At 71.1% G+C, this 16,257-nt stretch carries 16 protein-coding genes; 4 read left to right on the top strand and 12 right to left on the bottom strand.

The annotated features are described in order from the left end of the window. Window positions 1–191: 191 nt before the first annotated feature. The 3 genes from ACMCNN_RS05825 to ACMCNN_RS05815 all read left to right on the top strand — a co-directional run bounded on the left by ACMCNN_RS05825 (window position 192) and on the right by ACMCNN_RS05815 (window position 1,972). Entirely contained in the window at window positions 192–674 is a 483-nt protein-coding gene (locus ACMCNN_RS05825) for a hypothetical protein (RefSeq protein ID WP_412745137.1), read from the top strand. 19 nt (window positions 675–693) lie between these two features. Beyond that, window positions 694–1,116 carry a ferritin-like domain-containing protein gene (locus ACMCNN_RS05820; RefSeq protein WP_412745136.1) on the top strand — a complete coding sequence of 141 codons (423 nt, stop codon included), beginning with the start codon at window positions 694–696 and terminating at the stop codon, window positions 1,114–1,116. A gap of 145 nt (window positions 1,117–1,261) precedes the next feature. After that, complete coding sequence (locus ACMCNN_RS05815; RefSeq protein ID WP_412745135.1) at window positions 1,262–1,972, top strand: nucleotidyltransferase domain-containing protein; 711 nt, start codon at window positions 1,262–1,264, stop codon at window positions 1,970–1,972. A gap of 6 nt (window positions 1,973–1,978) precedes the next feature. On the opposite strand, the gene ACMCNN_RS05810 is transcribed toward ACMCNN_RS05815, so the two are convergent. From ACMCNN_RS05810 to ACMCNN_RS05770, 9 genes are all read right to left on the bottom strand, one after another. Continuing rightward, complete coding sequence (locus ACMCNN_RS05810) at window positions 1,979–2,689, bottom strand: VIT1/CCC1 transporter family protein (protein ID WP_412745134.1); 711 nt, start codon at window positions 2,687–2,689, stop codon at window positions 1,979–1,981. Beyond that, complete coding sequence (gene map, locus ACMCNN_RS05805) at window positions 2,686–3,543, bottom strand: type I methionyl aminopeptidase (protein WP_412745133.1); 858 nt, start codon at window positions 3,541–3,543, stop codon at window positions 2,686–2,688. The genes ACMCNN_RS05810 and map overlap by 4 nt, the downstream gene beginning before the upstream one ends. A 103-nt stretch (window positions 3,544–3,646) precedes the next feature. Continuing rightward, a complete protein-coding gene (locus ACMCNN_RS05800; RefSeq protein WP_412745132.1) occupies window positions 3,647–4,402 on the bottom strand; it encodes a gamma-glutamyl-gamma-aminobutyrate hydrolase family protein in 756 nt (251 codons plus the stop codon). A 57-nt stretch (window positions 4,403–4,459) separates the two neighbouring features. Next, window positions 4,460–5,146, bottom strand: a complete 687-nt coding sequence (locus tag ACMCNN_RS05795; protein WP_412745131.1) for a gamma-glutamyl-gamma-aminobutyrate hydrolase family protein — start codon at window positions 5,144–5,146, stop codon at window positions 4,460–4,462. Window positions 5,147–5,204: 58 nt separating this feature from the next. Continuing rightward, on the bottom strand, window positions 5,205–5,969 hold the full coding sequence (locus ACMCNN_RS05790; protein ID WP_412745130.1) for a 3-oxoacyl-ACP reductase: 765 nt from the start codon (window positions 5,967–5,969) through the stop codon (window positions 5,205–5,207). Between the two features lie 34 nt (window positions 5,970–6,003). Next, window positions 6,004–7,356 (bottom strand): aldehyde dehydrogenase family protein, encoded by a 1,353-nt coding sequence (locus tag ACMCNN_RS05785; protein ID WP_412745129.1) that lies wholly within the window; start codon window positions 7,354–7,356, stop codon window positions 6,004–6,006. A gap of 51 nt (window positions 7,357–7,407) precedes the next feature. Next, a complete protein-coding gene (locus ACMCNN_RS05780) occupies window positions 7,408–8,754 on the bottom strand; it encodes a glutamine synthetase family protein (RefSeq protein WP_412745128.1) in 1,347 nt (448 codons plus the stop codon). Between the two features lie 68 nt (window positions 8,755–8,822). Further along, a complete protein-coding gene (locus ACMCNN_RS05775) occupies window positions 8,823–10,346 on the bottom strand; it encodes an amino acid permease (RefSeq protein ID WP_412745127.1) in 1,524 nt (507 codons plus the stop codon). Window positions 10,347–10,580: 234 nt separating this feature from the next. Beyond that, window positions 10,581–11,174 (bottom strand): hypothetical protein, encoded by a 594-nt coding sequence (locus ACMCNN_RS05770; RefSeq protein ID WP_412745126.1) that lies wholly within the window; start codon window positions 11,172–11,174, stop codon window positions 10,581–10,583. Window positions 11,175–12,086: 912 nt separating this feature from the next. On the opposite strand from ACMCNN_RS05770, the gene ACMCNN_RS05765 reads away from it, so the two are divergent. Continuing rightward, window positions 12,087–12,455 (top strand): MerR family transcriptional regulator, encoded by a 369-nt coding sequence (locus tag ACMCNN_RS05765; RefSeq protein ID WP_412745125.1) that lies wholly within the window; start codon window positions 12,087–12,089, stop codon window positions 12,453–12,455. Between the two features lie 6 nt (window positions 12,456–12,461). On the opposite strand, the gene ACMCNN_RS05760 is transcribed toward ACMCNN_RS05765, so the two are convergent. The 3 genes from ACMCNN_RS05760 to ACMCNN_RS05750 are packed head-to-tail and all read right to left on the bottom strand — an operon-like array spanning window position 12,462 to window position 16,108. Continuing rightward, the gene (locus ACMCNN_RS05760; protein WP_412745124.1) at window positions 12,462–13,064 is read right to left on the bottom strand and encodes a TetR/AcrR family transcriptional regulator; all 603 of its coding nucleotides are present in this window, start codon (window positions 13,062–13,064) and stop codon (window positions 12,462–12,464) included. A gap of 6 nt (window positions 13,065–13,070) precedes the next feature. After that, entirely contained in the window at window positions 13,071–15,215 is a 2,145-nt protein-coding gene (locus ACMCNN_RS05755; protein ID WP_412745123.1) for a YhgE/Pip family protein, read from the bottom strand. Then, window positions 15,212–16,108, bottom strand: coding sequence for an ATP-binding cassette domain-containing protein (locus tag ACMCNN_RS05750; RefSeq protein WP_412745122.1), 897 nt, complete (start codon window positions 16,106–16,108; stop codon window positions 15,212–15,214). The genes ACMCNN_RS05755 and ACMCNN_RS05750 overlap by 4 nt, the downstream gene beginning before the upstream one ends. Between the last annotated feature and the right edge of the window lie 149 nt (window positions 16,109–16,257).

Below are 16,257 nucleotides of genomic sequence, written 5' to 3'. Positions count from 1 at the left end.
AAAGGTCCGCCTCGACACCGCAATCCGCAAACACCACTATCCGCCGGGCAGATTCCCGGCGGCTTGCGCAGAGCGTAACGCGCCGATGGTGTCGGTTACCCGGCGCCGCACCGAATCGACATCATGCGAGGTCCCCGGCTCGCACCTGGCCCGCACCCGGCCGCATGGACCCGATGGTGTTCACTTGCCCGGTGGGCAGGACGGCGGGGGATGCGGGACCGGGATACACCCGGCGCCGGTTGCTGGGCGTGACCGCCGGTGCCGCCCTGGCCGTGGGTGCGCCGGCCGGCTGCGGCCTGTTCGGTGACGACCCCGAGCCGGCCCGGCCCGACCCGCTGCAGCCCGTACTGGACGAGGCTCTGCGGCTGGCGGCCGGCTACGACCGGGCCGCGCTCACCCAGCCGGCCCTCGGGAAAAGGCTCGCGCCGCTGGCCGCGGACCACCGGGCGCACGCGGCCGCGCTGGCTCCCGTCATCGGCGCCGCGCCGGCGTCCGCCGCGCCGTCGGCGTCGGCGGACGCCGGCGCGGCGCCCACGCTCGACGCGCTGCGCAGGGCCGAGCAGCAGGCCCAGCGCACCGCCGCGGCGGCGTGCCGCGAGACCAGCGCCGACCGGGCCGCGCTGGTCGGATCGATCGCCGCGTGCCGGGCCGCCCACGCCGAGGCGCTGCGCTGACCGGGCTAGGGTGCGACGCGTGAATGAGCAACTGGCCGGCGCGCTGGCCGCCGAGGAGGCGGCGATCTATGCGTACGGGACGATCGGGGTGCACCTCACCGACGACCGTGAGCTGGCCGACGCACGGGCGGCCGAGGCGGCGCACCGGGACCGCCGGGACGCGCTGGTGAGCCGACTGGCCTCGGCCCGGGCGAGCCCCTCCGCCGCCCCCGCCGGGTACGCGCTGCCGTTCCCCGTGAGCGACCGGGACAGCGCCCTCAAACTGGCCATCCATGTGGAGGACGGCGTCGCGCAGGCGTGGCGACCCGTACTGGGAGTGACCGCGGCCGACGAGCGGTCCACGGCGCTGAGCGCGCTGACCGACGCCGCGGTACGCGCCACCCGCTGGCGCCGCCACGCCGACGTCACACCGGTCACGCTGCCGTTCCCCGGCCGCCCCTGAGCAGGTCCTTCACCCGCCTCGCCCGGCCACGCCCGCCGGGCACTTCCCGCAGCTCCCGGACGGGCCGCTGATCTTCTCGGCGGGAAGCCGGGCCCTGCGCCCGATGGACCTTCCCTGAGCGGGTCATCGCGGCGAGAATGGCGCCGTGCCGCAGGACGAGTGGGATGCCGCCAACCCGCGCGGGCACCTGGCCACCCGCCTGCGTGACGTGATCGCGCGACGCTGGTCCGCCGAGGTGCGGGCGATCGGGGTGCACGGCTCGCTGGCGCACGGCGACGACAGCGACGCCAGCGACGTCAACCTGGTGGTCGTCACGTACCGGTCCGGTGCCGGGCCGCGGCCCGCGCTGCGCCGCGTGGACGGCATCCTGGTCGACCTCACCGTGGTCACCGCCGACGAGGGTCTGCGACAGGCTCGGGAGCTGAGCGCGGACTGGCCGCTGGTGGCCGACCGGTACGTCACCAGCCGCGCGCTGCACGACCCGCACGGCTGGTTCGCGGCGCAGCGCGACGCGCACCTGAGCCGGCTGGCCGAGACCCGCCCCGCCGAGTTCAGCGGCCTGGCCCGGCGTAACTGGTGCCGCGCGTCGGCGGCGCACGCCCGCGCGGTCCACCTCGCGCAGTGGTACGAGACCGACGCCGCCCTGCTGCTGATGGCCGAGGCCCGGCTGCACGCCGCGCTGGTGGCGGGGCTGCTGAGCCGCACCTACTTCCGCAACCGCGCCGACGCGGTACGCCGGACGGGGCTGGCGGGCGCGGACATGACCGAACTGAGCGCGGTGCTGAAGTCGCAGGCCGAGGAGCTCACCGCCCGCGGCCGCCCGGTGGACGGCAGCCTCGCCGCCCTGTTCGAGTGACGACGGTCAGGACACGCCGACGCCGATCAGGGCGCCGATCACGTACGTCGCGCCGGCCGCCGCCGCGCCCAGCAGCAGTTGCCGCAGCCCGCTGCGCCACCACGGGGTGCTGGTGAACCGGGACACCACCGCGCCCGCGACGAACAGCCCCGCCCCGCCCACGGTCAGCGCCGCCGCCAGGCTGTCGAAGCCGAGCAGGTACGTCAGCAGCGGCACCACCGCGCCCACGCAGAAGCACAGGAACGACGAGATCGCCGCGGTCCACGGGCTGGGCAGCTCGTCCGGGACGACGCCCAGTTCCTCCTGGGCGTGCACCCGCAACGCCTGCTCCGGGTTGGCCTTCAGCACGTCGGCAACCTGGCGGGCCAACGGTTCCGGCAGGCCGCGCGCGGTCCACGTACGGATCAGCTCCTGGGCTTCGCCCTCCGGGTTGACCCGCAGCTCGTGCAGCTCCTTGCGCAGTTCCGCGGCGACCTGGTCGTTCTGGGTACGGACGCTGGTGTACTCGCCGAGCCCCATCGAGATCGCGCCGGCGACCAGGCCCGCGACGCCGGTGAGGATCAGCGTGTGCCGGTCCACCCCGCCGCCGCCCACCCCGGCAATCAGCGCGATGTTGGTGACCAGGCCGTCCATGGCGCCGAACGTGGCGGCGCGCAGCCAGCCGCCGGAGACGTCGGCGTGGTGGTGCTCCCGGAGCACGGCCGCTGAGTCCGTCACGGCAGGGTGAGGATCTCGTGGCCGTCCTCGGTCACCACGAGGGTGTGCTCGAACTGGGCGGTCCACTTGCGATCCTTCGTGACGACGGTCCAGCCGTCGCGCCACATCTCGTAGTCGTGGGTGCCGAGGGTGATCATCGGCTCGATGGTGAAGGTCATGCCCGGTTCCATCACGGTGTCCAGGCTGGGGTTGTCGTAGTGCGGCACGTACAGCCCCGAGTGGAACGCCTCACCGATGCCGTGGCCGGTGAAGTCGCGTACCACGCCGTAGCCGAAACGGCGGGCGTACGCCTCGATGACGCGGCCGATGGCGTTGATCGGGCGGCCGGGGGCGACCGCCCGGATGCCGCGCATCATGGCCTCGTGGGTGCGCTCGACCAGCAGCCGCACGTCCTCGGTGACGTCGCCCACGCAGAACGTCGCGTCGGTGTCGCCGTGCACGCCGTTGAGGAAGGCGGTGACGTCGACGTTGATGATGTCGCCGTCCTCCAGCACGGTGGTGTCCGGGATGCCGTGGCAGATCACCTCGTTCAGCGAGGTGCAGCACGACTTGGGGAAACCCTTGTAGCCCAGCGTCGACGGGTAGGCGCCGTGATCGCAGAGGAACTCGTGCACCACCTTGTCGATCTCGTCGGTGGTCACGCCGGGCTTGCAGTGCTCGCCCGCGAGCTGGGTGGCCTGGGCGGCCAGCCGCCCGGCGACCCGCATCTTCTCGATCGTCTCCGCTGTCTGCACGTGGGAGCCGTGCCACGGCGTCGGGCGCTTCTTGCCCACGTACTCGGGGCGGGCGATGCCCTGGGGCACGGCCCGCCAGGGCGACAGCTTTCCCGGTTGCAGAGGAGCCCGAACGGTCATGCCGACAGCCTATCGCCGCCCTCCGTCACCAACCCGCCGGGAAGCGGCACCCAGCGAGGTTCCCCCACGCCAGGCGGCAGGCAGCGGGGTGGCGGGAGCGGGATCAGGCGGCGAGGCGACGAGGCGGGGCGGCGAGACCGGAGCGCTCGGCGGCCGCGGCCACCAGCGCCGCGAACACCCGCAGGTCGGTGGTGCGCTCGGGATGCCACTGCACACCCAGGGCGAAACTGCGCGCCGGGTCCTCGATGATCTCGACGACCCGGTCGTCGGGGCACCAGCCGACCGCGGTGAACGAGCCCGGGTCGTCCACGGCCTGGTGGTGGAAGGAGTTCACGGTGAGGCGCCCGCCCAGTTCTGCGTGCGCCCGCGAGCCGGGCTGGACGACCACGTCGTGGCGCCCGAACGCGGACGCGTCCGCCGACAGCGGGTCGGTGCCCGCGGCTGCCCGGTGCCGGTCGTCACCGATCAGGTCGGGCAGGTGCTGGTGCAGACTGCCGCCCCCGGCGACCGCCATCACCTGCATGCCCCGGCAGATGCCGAGGATCGGCAGGTCCTGCTCCAGCGCGGCCCTGGTGAGCAGCAGCTCGGCGCGGTCGCGGACCGCGTCGATCTCGGTCGCGGGGTGCCGTTTCGCACCCCAGTACGCGGGGTCGACGTCGCCGCCACCGGAGAGCACGAGCCCGTCGAGGGACTCCAGCACGTCCTCGTCGGGGTCGTCGGGGGTGATCAACACGGCCCGGCCACCGGAGGCGTGCACCGCTCGTACGTAGGTCATCGGAAGCATCCCGGCCAGCAGATCGTTGTCGCCGTACTGGACCTGCTGCGCGTACGCGGTCAGTCCGATCAGTGGCCTGCGCATCCGGTGAATGCCTCCTCTATCCCTCAAGTGTGCGTATCGTCCGGGAGTTGCCCAGTCTTAGCCGCTCGCGGCATCGATCAGCGCCCCGAACAGGCGCTTGTCACGGGTCACCTCGGGGTGCCACTGCACCCCGAGCACGAACCGGTGGGCCGGGTCCTCCACGCTCTCGGGCAGGCCGTCCGTGGCCCGGCCGGTCACCACCAGGGTTCCGGGGTCGGCCACGCCCTGATGGTGGTAGCAGTGGATCTCGGCGTCGTCGCCGAGCAGCCCGGCGATGCGGCTGCCGCCCGTGAAGGCCGCGGTGTGGGTGCCGTACACCCCGGGGGCGGGGCGGTGCCGCTCGTGGCCGAGGACGTCCGGCAGGTGCTGGTGCAGGGTGCCGCCCGCGGCGACCGTGAGCAGCTGCATGCCGCGGCACACGCCGAGGACCGGCAGGTCCCGCTCCAGCGCCGCGCGGGCCAGCAGCAGCTCGGCGCAGTCGCGGTCGGGGCGGGTGTCGGTCAGCGGCTCCGGCTCGGCGCCGTACAGCTGTGGGCCGAGGTCGGCGCCGCCGCTGAGCACGAGACCGTGCAGCGCCCGCAGGACGTCGGCGTCCAGGTCGTCCGGGGGCAGCAGGACCGCCCGGCCGCCGGCCAGCGTCACCGCTTCGACGTACGCATGCGGGACGAGCGCGGTGGGCAGATCGTGCCAGACACCCCACGATGCGGGTTCCACATAGGTCGTCACGCCGATCAACGGGCGCATCGTTCCACCCTAGCCATCTCGGGTTTCGGTTTTCACCGGGCGAACGGGTGAACCGGGGTCACAGCGGGGTGACGTACGCGCCCGTGATCCCGCCGTCGACGACGAACTGGGCGGCCGTCATGAACGACGCGTCATCGCTGGCCAGGAATGCCACCGCGGCGGCGATCTCGTCCGGTTCGGCGAACCGGCCCATCGGCACGTGCACGAGGCGGCGCGCGGCCCGCTCCGGATCCTTGGCGAACAGCTCCAGCAGCAACGGGGTGGCGACCGGGCCGGGGCACAGCGCGTTGACCCGGATGCCCTCGCGGGCGAACTGGACGCCCAGCTCGCGGGTCATCGCCAGCACCCCGCCCTTGCTGGCGGTGTACGCAATCTGCGAGGTGGCAGCTCCCATCAGCGCCACGAACGACGCCGTGTTGATGATCGAGCCCTTGCCCTGGCGCTGCATGTGCGGGATGGCGTACTTGCAGCAGAGGTAGACGCTGGTGGTGTTGACCCGCAGCACGCGTTCCCACGCGTCCAGGCCGGTGGCCAGGATCGAGTCGTCGTCGGGTGGGGAGATCCCCGCGTTGTTGAACGCGATGTCGACCCGTCCGTGCCGCTGCGCCACCCCGTCGAACAGCTCCCGTACGGAGTCCTCGTGGCTGACGTCGCAGGCGACGAACTCGCCGCCGACCTCCTTCGCCGCGGCGGTGCCCGACTCCTCGGAGACGTCGACGCAGACCACCCGGGCGCCCTCGGCGGCGAAACGCCGCGCGGTGGCCAGCCCGATCCCGCTACCCGCCCCGGTGATCACCGCGACCCTGTCCTGCAACCTCTGCACGCGCGCTTTCCCTTCTCCTGAGCAAAGTGGACGATCAACTGTCGGCGAGGAAGACGTTCTTCGTGTCGGTGAACGACAGCAGCGCGTCGGGCCCGAGTTCGCGGCCCAGCCCCGACTCCTTCATCCCACCGAACGGGGTCCAGTACCGCACCGACGAGTGGCTGTTGACGCTGAGGTTCCCCGACTCCACCGCGCGGCTCACCCGCAGGGCCCGGCCGAGATCGCGGGTCCAGATCGAGCCGGACAGCCCGTACGCGGTGTCGTTGGCCAGCCGTACCGCTTCGTCCTCGTCGCGGAACGGCAGCACGGACAGCACCGGGCCGAACACCTCCTCGCGCCAGTGGCGGTCCGCCGTGGAACGGGCCAGCAGCACGGTCGGCGGGAACCACCATCCGTCGCCGTCCGGCGCGCTGCCCGCGAACGCCACCTCCGCGCCCTCGACGTATCCGGCGACGCTGGACTGCTGACCGGCGGAGATCAGCGGACCCATCTCGGCGTCCGGCGACGCCGGATCGAGCACCCGGAACGCCTTGACCGCGGGCTCCAGCAGGGCGAGGAAGCGGTCGTACACGGAATCCTGGACGAGCAGCCGCGACCGTGCGCAGCAGTCCTGGCCCGCGTTGTCGAAGACCGAGGCCGGTGCGGACGCCGCGGCGCGCTCCAGATCCGCGTCCGCGAAGACGATGTTGGCGCTCTTGCCGCCGAGCTCCAGGGTCACCCGTTTCACCTGGTCGGCGCAGCCCGCCATGATGGACTTGCCGACCTGCGTGGAACCGGTGAAGCACACCTTGCGCACCGCCGGGTGGGTGACGAACCGCTGCCCCACCACGCTGCCCCTGCCGGGCAGCACGGTGAACACGCCGTCCGGCAGGCCCGCCTCGCGGCCCAGCTCACCGAGCCGGATCGCGGTCAACGGGGTCAGCTCGGCCGGTTTGAGCACCACGGTGTTGCCCGCCGCGAGGGCGGGCGCGAAACCCCAGCCCGCGATCGGCATGGGGAAGTTCCACGGCACGATGATCCCGACGACGCCGAGCGGCTCGTGAAACGTCACGTCGAGGCCGCCCGCGACGGGGATCTGCCGCCCGGTCAGCCGTTCCGGGGCACCGGCGTAGTAGTCGAGCACGTCGCGGACGTTTCCGGCCTCCCACCGCGCGTTGCCGATGGTGTGCCCCGCGTTGCGCACCTCCAGCTCGGCCAGCTCGTCGAGGTGCGCGTCGACCAGCGCGGCGAAGCGGCGCAGCAGCCGCGCCCGGTCACCGGGCGCGACCCGCCGCCACCCGGCGAAGGCGCGCTGCGCATTCTCGATCGCGGCGTCGGTCTCGGCCAGACCCAGCGACGGTACGGACGTCAGCACCGCGCCCGTCGCCGGATTGATCACATCAGTCACGGGGTCCCCTCTACGCCGGTTGCGAGCCAGCCGATCCTGGCACGCCGCGCGTCACAAGCGCTCGAAGCCACGGCGCAGCTCCCAGTCCGTCACGGCCGCGTCGTAGGCCGCCAGCTCCACCCGCGCCATGTTGGCGTAGTGCTCGACGACATCATCACCGAAGGCGGCGCGTGCCGCGCCGCCGGTCGTCCACAGCTCCATCGCCTCGCGCAGGGTGGTCGGCACCCGGGGTGCCGTCGCGTCGTCGTACGCGTTACCCACGAACTCCGGTTCCAACTCGCGCTCGTGTTCGAGCCCGTCCAGCGCCCCGGCGATCAGTGCCGCGATCGCCAGGTACGGGTTGACGTCGCCGCCCGGCACCCGGTTCTCCACCCGCATACCCTGGCCGTGCCCGGCCATGCGCAGCGCACACGTGCGGTTGTCCACCCCCCAGCGCAGCGCGGTCGGTGCGAACGAGCCGGGCTGGTACCGCTTGTACGAGTTGATGTTCGGCGCGAACAGGAGACTGAACTCGCGCATGGTGGCCAGCAGCCCGGCCACCACCCGCTGCCCGGTGCCGCTGAGGTGTCCGGGTCCGTCGCCGAGCATGGCGGAGCGCCCGTCCGCGCCGCGCAGCGAGAAATGGATGTGACAGGAGTTGCCCTCGCGGGCGTTGGGCTTGGCCATGAACGTCAGCGCCATGCCCTCCTGGGCGGCGATCTCCTTGGCGCCGTTCTTGTAGATCGCGTGGTGGTCGGCGCAGCGCAGCGCGTCGGCGTACCGGAAGGCGATCTCGTGCTGGCCGAGGTTGCACTCGCCCTTGGCGCTCTCGGGCGTGAGGCCCGCGCCGTACATGTCGTTGCGGATGCGGCGCAGCAGCGGCTCCACCCGCGCGGTGCCGAGCAGTGAATAGTCCACGTTGTACTGGTTGGCCGGGGTGAGGTTCTGGTACCCCTTCGTGAACGCCTGCTCGTAGGAGTCGCGGTAGAGGATGAACTCCAGCTCGGTGCCCGCGTACGCGCTCAGGCCGTGCGCGGCGAGCCGGTCGAGCTGGCGGCGCAGGATCTGCCGGGGGGAGGCGGCCACGGGCTCGCCGCCGGTGATCTCCAGGTCCGCCAGGACCAGGGCCGTGCCGGGATGCCATGGCACCCGGCGCAGCGTGGCCAGGTCGGGGCGCAGGACGAAGTCGCCGTAGCCGGTGTCCCACGACGACATCGCGTAGCCGTCGACGGTGTTCATGTCGACGTCCACGGCCAGCAGGTAGTTGCAGCCCTCGCTACCCCCGGCCACCACCTCGTCCAGGAAGTACCGCGCATGCAGGCGCTTGCCCTGCAGCCGCCCCTGCATGTCGACCAGGGCCAGCAGCACGGTGTCGACGCTGCCGTTGTCGACACCGACGCGGAGTTCCTCCAGGTCCATCTGACTCTCCTCGCGCACACGGGGGCGGAAGGGCCGGGCGGACGGCCCGGCCCCCTGTCTCGATCAGATCACTCCACGGGGGTGGTCTGCTCGCCGTGCGCCGCCTTTTCCAGAAGGTTCGGGCGCGGACCGGTGAACCACGTGCGGGCACCGAGGAACCACCACGCCGTCGCCAGCCCCAGCACGACCGCCACGGCCACGATCGTGTAGTTGAAGTTCGCCACGGTGATCGGATACCAGACCGGCAGGACGAACAGCACGCAGATCACGCCGACCCAGACGATCGCGATCCAGCCCACGGGCGCGCTCCACCGGCCCAGGTTCCACGGCCCCGGCACGAACTCCGGGTTGCGGCGCCGCAGGAACACCGGCCCCACGTACGCGATGTACAGCCCGATCACTGCGATCGACGTGGCGGCGGCGTACGCGGCGTTGTTCCACAGCGACGGCAGCACCAGCAGGGTCGAGCAGGCCACGCAGAGCCAGATGGAGTTGGTCGGCGTGCCGGTGCGCGGGTTGACCCGCTTCCACAGTCCCGAACCTGGCAGCGCGCCGTCGCGGGCGAACGCGAACGCCATCCGGGAGTTCGCGGTCACCGACGCCATGCCGCAGAAGAACTGCGCCACCACGCAGATGAACAGCAGGAACGTGCCCACGTTGTGGCCCACCGCGTCGATGAAGATCTGCGCGGGCGGCAAATTCAGGGGCGTGTGGAGTTCCGCGTCGTAGTCCTGGATCGACCAGGTGATCGCGAACAGCAACACGAAACCGGCGATCACCGAGACCACGACCGACATCACGATGCCGCGCGGCGCGGCCCGGGCCGCATCGTGCGTCTCCTCGGCGACGTGGGCGCTGGCGTCGTACCCGGTGTACGTGTACTGCGCCATGAGCAGGCCGATCAGCACCGCGTACACGCTCGCCCCGGCGAAGTTGAACCCGGTGGCGTTCCTGACCTCGAAGAACACCTCGGAGATCGGCTTGTGGTTGTCCGGCAGCACGGTCAACGCCCCGACGATGACGGCCACGCCGATCAGGTGCCACCACGCGCTGACGTCCGACAGCACCCGGACCAGGCTCACCCCGAACGTGTTGAGCAGTCCGTGCGCCAGGATGAGCACCAGAAAGATCACGAACGTCCGGCCCGGGGTGACCTTCATGTCGAGGGTCAGGCTCAGGAACGCCGCGGTGGTGATCGCGGCACCGAAGTCGATCGCCGCGGTGACCGCCACCTCGCCGAGGAAGTTGAACCAGCCGATGAACCAGGCCCACGCGGCCTTGTTCCGCTTGGCCAGCGCGGCGGCCCACCAGTAGAGCGCGCCCGCGGTCGGGTACGCCGAGCAGACCTCCGCCATCGCGAACGCGACGAAGGTGACCATGCCGCCGACGACGAGCCAGCCGAGGGTGATGGCCATCGGCCCACCCGCGGTCATGGCGATCACGTACGAGGTGATCGCGCCGGCCAGGATGGAGATGATCGAGAAGGAAACCGCGAAGTTCGAGAAGCCGGACAGGCGGCGATGCAGTTCCTGCTGGTAGCCGAGCTGGGCAAGGCGTTCTTCGTCGGTGCTGGGGACGGGTTCAGTACTCATGCGACTCCCTCAGCCGGGGGTGACTGTGACCCGGGTCACGGTCTGCCGGAGATGATCGCGCCGCCGCGATACGCGCGTCAATGAGGTGGGTCAATTGCGTTGCTCTGCCCTGCGCGGGGGCGGCGCAGGATCTGCCGGGGGCGCGAAGACGCGAGGACGACCCCCGACGCAACCCGGCTGTCGCACAGGCACATCGGAGGCCGTCCTCGCGTTCAGGAGACTACGAACCGGGTTTCAGCCGACGACGTAGCAATCGATGTGGGCGCCGGTGTACGGCTCCCAGGAGAACAGCCACCCGCTCGTGGTGACCGTCTGCTTGCCGTCGGCATCCGCCGTGGTCCGCTTGATCTGGTACATGGCCTGACGCCCCACCCGATAGGCAACGTATTTCTGCCCGGACTTGAGTTTCGGGGAGTTGCAGGTGGCCGCGGCCGAGACCGTCCGGCTGAGCGAGAAGGAAAGGTCGGCGGCGACACCCGACTGGGAGTAGCCCAGTTTCGTGGCGATCGTGGTGGAAACACTCTGGGTCACGGCCAGTGCACAGGTCGATCCGGCATTGGTGCAGCTCGCCACCGGACCACCGGGGTTGTTGATGTTCTGGTAGTAGGACTTGTTAATCGTCTCATACCTGGTCCAGCCGTGGTTCGGCGCCGGCGGGCCGGCCTGCGCGGCGCCCGGAGTCGCGACCAGCGAAACTGCGGCCATGACGCCACCGGCCACCCACGTGGCGCACTGTCGCGCCCTCTTGCTCATCACCTTCGGCAACGCTGACAAATCCTTTCGGTGACTCGGGCTCACCTCAAGCCTGGCGCGGAAATCAACATTCATGCGCTCAGCACGACGTCGCACACGCCAGCGGGAGGGAGGTTGCCGAGAATCGAGCCACCTGCGCTGCGTGCGCCCATGAGCGACGACAACGCATCCCCCGTGATGCTTGAATCGGTAACTCTACGAAATTACATGCCTGAATGGCACGTGAGCGTGGGCGATAGTACGCACGCGCGAAGAGACCTGTCAAAGATCGCCGTGAATATTGAGACAACTACAATGATCAATCGCGGCAAAGCCCGGCGAAGAACTCATATCGCTCGACTCACATGATCGACCCGAACGCTGGGCTCCCACCCGCCCGGACCCTCTGATCCGGCGGTGGGTAATTGCGTTGCCCGCCCCCGGCGTCGGCCCGCACACTCGACATCGACGCGCGAGCCCTCGGCAGGTCTCGCGAATCCCGGTGGGCCGACACGGGCCCACCGCTCCGCGGCGGCGCGGGGCGCGGTCACCTCTCTCTCGACACAGCCTCGATGCTGTGCATCTGCGCCCGCCCCGCGCCGCCGCCCCACACGCTCATCGGGCGGCGCCGGCCACCCGCCGCGCGAAAATCTACAGCGGCGACACTAGAAATCACCCACCGCTGGTCATAAAATCGCAGGGTCGGCGACGCACCGCCGGCACGCAACTGGCACAGATCTGCAGTTGGAGAAGGAGGACGAGATACCGCAGCGACGCGAAATCGAACCGTCCCCGACCCGACAAGAGGTGATCGCAGCCGATGCCCATCACGCAGGCCGTCCGCTAGCGGCACGCAGGCGGACGACCGACTCTGCCGACGACGGTCGGCAACAGAATTGAACAGCCAGGGCCCCGGTTACCCGCCGGGGCCCTGGATTGTGCACCGCACGGTTCGCAGCGCCGGGAAGGAAGCATGAAGACCACGGTTCGCGGCGCCGGGAAGGAAGCATGAAGACCACCGCGTTCGACGACGCCGACGTCCCCGCGTACACGATGGGGCGGGCCGCCGCGATGATCGGGGTGACGCCCGCATTCCTGCGCAGCCTCGGCACGGCCGGGCTGATCGAGCCGCAGCGCTCGACCGGCGGGCACCGCCGCTACTCCCGCCACCAGCTGCTGCTGGCCGAACGAGTCCGGCACCTGCTCGACGAGGGCATCCTGCTCACCGCCGCCTGCCGGATCGTCACCCTGGAGGACCGCCTGGCGGCCGCGCACCGGCGGATCGTCGAGCTGGGCGGCGCGCTGACCGCCGACGACGACGCCGACCTGCCCACGCAGACCCACCCGGACATCGCCACCACGAACTACTACGGCTGAGCCACCTCAGGTCGCGCGCTGCACGATCGCCAGCAGCCCCTGCTCGACCTCCTCAACGGGCCGCTCCGGGGAGAACACCAGCCAGTCCACCGCGACCACCAGCCCCACGCCGAACAGCGCGGACGAGGCCACCCGGACGTCCAGCTCGGCACGTAGGTCACCGGAGTCCACTCCGGCCTGCAGCGTCTCAGCGATCACACTGATCGCCTGCTCGCGCAGCAGCAACAGGGTCTGTTGCCACTCCCGGTTGCTGCGCCACATCTCGGAGAGCAGCAACTGGGCGAACGACTGGTACCGCTGGATGAACTCCAGCTGCGCCCGGACCAGCGCCCCCACCGCCTCGCGCGGCGGCAGTCCCGCCACCGCCGCGCGGAAGTCGTCTGTCAGCTGCCCGATGCCGTGCCGCAGCAGCTCCTCGAACAGCGCGGTCTTCGAGGCGAAGTTGTAGTACACGGTGCCCTTGGCCACCTTGGCCCGCAGCGCGATGTCGTCCACGGTGGTGGCCGAGAAACCCTGCTCGGCGATCAACTCCACGGCCGCTTCGAACAGACGCGCTCTGGTGTCCTCCCGGCGCCTGGTCCGCCCGTCCGCGACATGTGCCTCGGTCATGTCTCCCTAGATCACCAGCTCCGGATGCAGCACCGACGGGGTGAGCCGCCGGGAACGGTGGGCCACTCCCACGGTGAGTGCGAACGACCCGATGCCAAAGGCGAGCAACGCGAGCACGCCCACCGTCACCGTACCCGCGGGGCCGCCGTCGATGGTGTGCCGGAGGGCCTGCACGACATAGGTCATCGGCAACCAGGGATGCACCGCCTGGAAGAAGCCCGGCGTGGTCTGCACCGGGTACGTGCCGCCCGACGACGTGAGCTGCACCATCAGCAACGCCAGCGCCATGATCCGGCCCGCCGAGCGCAGCGCCGCACCGAGCAGCTGCATGATCGCGGCGAACGCGACAGCCGTCAGCATCAGCAGGCCCAGGGTGGTCGCCGGGTGCACGCTCGACAGCCCCAGCCCGGCCGTGACGACGGTGAACAGGATGGTCGCCTGGGCCAGCCCGATGGCCACGGCCGGCAGCAACCCGGCCAGCGCCACCCGGTACGCGGGCGCCCCGGACATCACGTACCGCCGGTTCAGCGGCTTGAGCACCATGTAGCTGATCATCGCGCCCACCCACAGCGCGAGGGTCAGGAAGTACGGCGCGAAGCCCACGCCGTACGTGCTGGCGGCGTGCCGTACGGTGCGGTTCAGCGCCACCGGGTCGCCCAGCATGTCGGCGCGGTCCGAGGTGTCCTTGCCGAACCCGGGGATCTGGTCGGCCCCGTCGGCCAGGCCGTTGGCCAGCTTCGCGGCGCCGCCCTGTATCTGGCCCAGACCCGTGGTGAGCTGCCACTGCCCCGAGCTGAGCGTGCCCAGACCCGAATCCAGGTGTCGGGCGCCGGTGGCCAGCTGGAAGATGCCGCCCCGCAGGTCGCTCGCGCCCGAGGCCGCGGTCGCGGTGCCGTCACGCTGCTTCTTCATCCCGGCCTCGATCTGGTTGAGGGCGGTGGCGAACCGGTCGAGTTGATCCCGGGCGTTGGCGGCATCGTCGGCCAGGTTCGGCGCGACGGCGGCCAGCTTGCGGGCATCCGCCGACACCACACGCAACCGCTTGGCAAGCCCGTCCAGGTCGAGTGAGTCGACGACCTGCTGCACCTGCTTGGCGGCCGCCACGAGCTTGGCCGCCGCGGCTCGCGCGTCACCGATGCCCGGGATTTCGTCCGGCAGCCCGTTCAGGAACCGCTGGATCTCCTCCGCACGGTTCACCGCGTCCGCGGCGGCAGTGTCGAGCTTGTGCACGTTGGCGGCCAGCAGGTCGGCCCCGTTGCCCACCTGGGTGGCGGCCTCCTGGATGAGGTCGGCGTTGTCGCGAAGCACCGGCTCGATCTTGTTCACGGCGGCATCCGCGATCGCGGAGAGCTGCCGTCCCACCGCGGCGGTCTGCCGCGTGGCGTCGGCCAGCTGGTTGGCGCCCGTGCGGAGCTGCACGAGTCCGTCGGCGAGCGCGTCGGCTCCGTTCGCCGCGGTGCCGAGTCCCCCGGCAATCTTTCCCGCCCCGCCGTGGGCGCTGGTGATCCCGCCGGCAATCTTGGAGGCACCGGACTTGGCGTCGCCGACCTTGTCCTCCAGGGTCGCCGCGCCGTCGGCCGCCTTCTGGGTCTCCTCCTTGAGGTCGGTGAAGCCGATCAGCATCTTGTCGAAGTACCCGCTGGCGGACTTCTTCGCGGCCGCGGTGCGCACCTCCTCGAACGCGGTACGCGAGAACACCCCGGAGAGGTAGTTGGTCGCATCGTCACTGACCACCCGCAGCTCAGCGGCGCGCGGCGCCTCCTTGGGCTCGGGGTTGACGACGAGGTTCGCCGAGAAGTCGCGCGGGATGCGCAGCATCATGTGGTACTTGCCGCTGCGCAGGCCGTCCTCGGCACCCTTCTCGTCGGTGACGTGCCAGTCGAAGACCTCCCGCTCGATAAGCTCGTCGGCCAGGTCCTGTCCCGCGTGGACCTTGGTGCCGTCGCTGGCGGTCGCGGTCTGGTCCTCCATCACCATGGCGGCGGGCACGTGGTTCAGCCGGCCGTACGGGTCCCAGAAGGCGTACAGGTAGAGGGCGCCGTAGAGCAGCGGGATCACCGCCATGACGACGACCGCCATCGCGGTCAGCCGCCCGCGCAGCAGTTTGAGCAGTTCGAAGCCGGCCAGCTTCGTGGCGGACAGGCCCCTCATCGCTTCACTCCGTCCTCGAACTGCTCGGTCTGCTCGTCGTCGGTTGCCTCGTCGCGGGCGGCGCGCGCCGCGCCGCCGGCCGTCACCAGCATTTCTGTCGTGTCCAGTGGGTCGCCGTCCCCGGCCGCCGCGGGCCGCGCCGTCTCGGCCCGCCGCTGCTCCCGCGCGGCTTGCGCCGGCGCCTGTCGGGCCCCGGCCGGCGCGTTTCCGGCGTTCGCCTGTGCGTTTCCGGCGCTCGCCCGGCCCACGGGCTCCGCTGCCGCCTCGGCGGCGGGCTGGGCAGCGGGTGCGGTCCGACCGCCCGGCTCGGGCGGGGCGCTCAGCCGCAGGATCGTCGTCACCCGCGCCGGGTCCATCTCCCGGGCGGTCACCATGATCGCGACGCCGCCGGTGGCGATCCGGGCGAGGATCCGCCAGAGGTCTTCCTGCTCGTTCGGGTCCAGACCCTCATCGATGCCGTCGAGGGCGATCACCGCCGGGTCGGCCAGGCGGGCGAGCACCACACCCAGGACCTGCTTCTGGTACGGGGTCATCTCCCAGCCCTGCAGCTTCGGGTCCAGCCCATACAGGCCGCCGGAGATCACCGCCTCGGCGCTGCGGGTCGAGCGGCCGAGCAGCGCCAGCCGCTCCCGGACGTGGTCCGCGACGGTGAGCAGGTTCTCGGGCTGCTCCACATTGGCCACGTGGCCCAGAGCCGCGGGGCCGACGAGCCGCACCTTGCCCGCGGAGAGCTTGAACCGTTCCGTCAGGGCGAGCAGGGCGGTCGTACGCCCACTGCCGGCGTCCCCCACGATGGCGACGAGATCGCCCGGCTCGACCGTGAGGTCCACGTCACGGACGATCCAGCGGCGGCGATGGCGTACGCCCACCCCGGTCGCGACGAGCAACGGCATGGCCACTCCCTGTTTGCACTGACTGGTCAGTTCAAAAAGATACCGACAACCGGCGTGAATGCCAGCCATCGTGGGCGGGCTCACCGGGCATCGACGAACTGCTACCCGTCCGCAGTGGAGTGCACACGCTGCGTCCACCCCACTGTCAC

The organism is Krasilnikovia sp. MM14-A1004, from assembly GCF_047159485.1.
Taxonomy (GTDB): domain Bacteria; phylum Actinomycetota; class Actinomycetes; order Mycobacteriales; family Micromonosporaceae; genus Actinoplanes.
The sequence above is the reverse complement of the archived record's forward strand: the minus strand, read 5'-3'. Positions and strand labels throughout refer to the sequence as shown.

Excerpts from the sequence above, each read along its gene's own strand:
- map (WP_412745133.1), bottom strand. The coding sequence starts at position 3,543 with ATGACCGTTCGGGCTCCTCTGCAACCGGGAAAGCTGTCGCCCTGGCGG.
- ACMCNN_RS05800 (WP_412745132.1), bottom strand. The coding sequence starts at position 4,402 with ATGCGCAGGCCACTGATCGGACTGACCGCGTACGCGCAGCAGGTCCAG.
- ACMCNN_RS05795 (WP_412745131.1), bottom strand. The coding sequence starts at position 5,146 with ATGCGCCCGTTGATCGGCGTGACGACCTATGTGGAACCCGCATCGTGG.
- ACMCNN_RS05780 (WP_412745128.1), bottom strand. The coding sequence starts at position 8,754 with ATGGACCTGGAGGAACTCCGCGTCGGTGTCGACAACGGCAGCGTCGAC.
- ACMCNN_RS05775 (WP_412745127.1), bottom strand. The coding sequence starts at position 10,346 with ATGAGTACTGAACCCGTCCCCAGCACCGACGAAGAACGCCTTGCCCAG.
- ACMCNN_RS05770 (WP_412745126.1), bottom strand. The coding sequence starts at position 11,174 with ATGAATGTTGATTTCCGCGCCAGGCTTGAGGTGAGCCCGAGTCACCGA.
- ACMCNN_RS05765 (WP_412745125.1), top strand. The coding sequence starts at position 12,087 with ATGAAGACCACCGCGTTCGACGACGCCGACGTCCCCGCGTACACGATG.
- ACMCNN_RS05760 (WP_412745124.1), bottom strand. The coding sequence starts at position 13,064 with ATGACCGAGGCACATGTCGCGGACGGGCGGACCAGGCGCCGGGAGGAC.
- ACMCNN_RS05755 (WP_412745123.1), bottom strand. The coding sequence starts at position 15,215 with ATGAGGGGCCTGTCCGCCACGAAGCTGGCCGGCTTCGAACTGCTCAAA.
- ACMCNN_RS05750 (WP_412745122.1), bottom strand. The coding sequence starts at position 16,108 with ATGCCGTTGCTCGTCGCGACCGGGGTGGGCGTACGCCATCGCCGCCGC.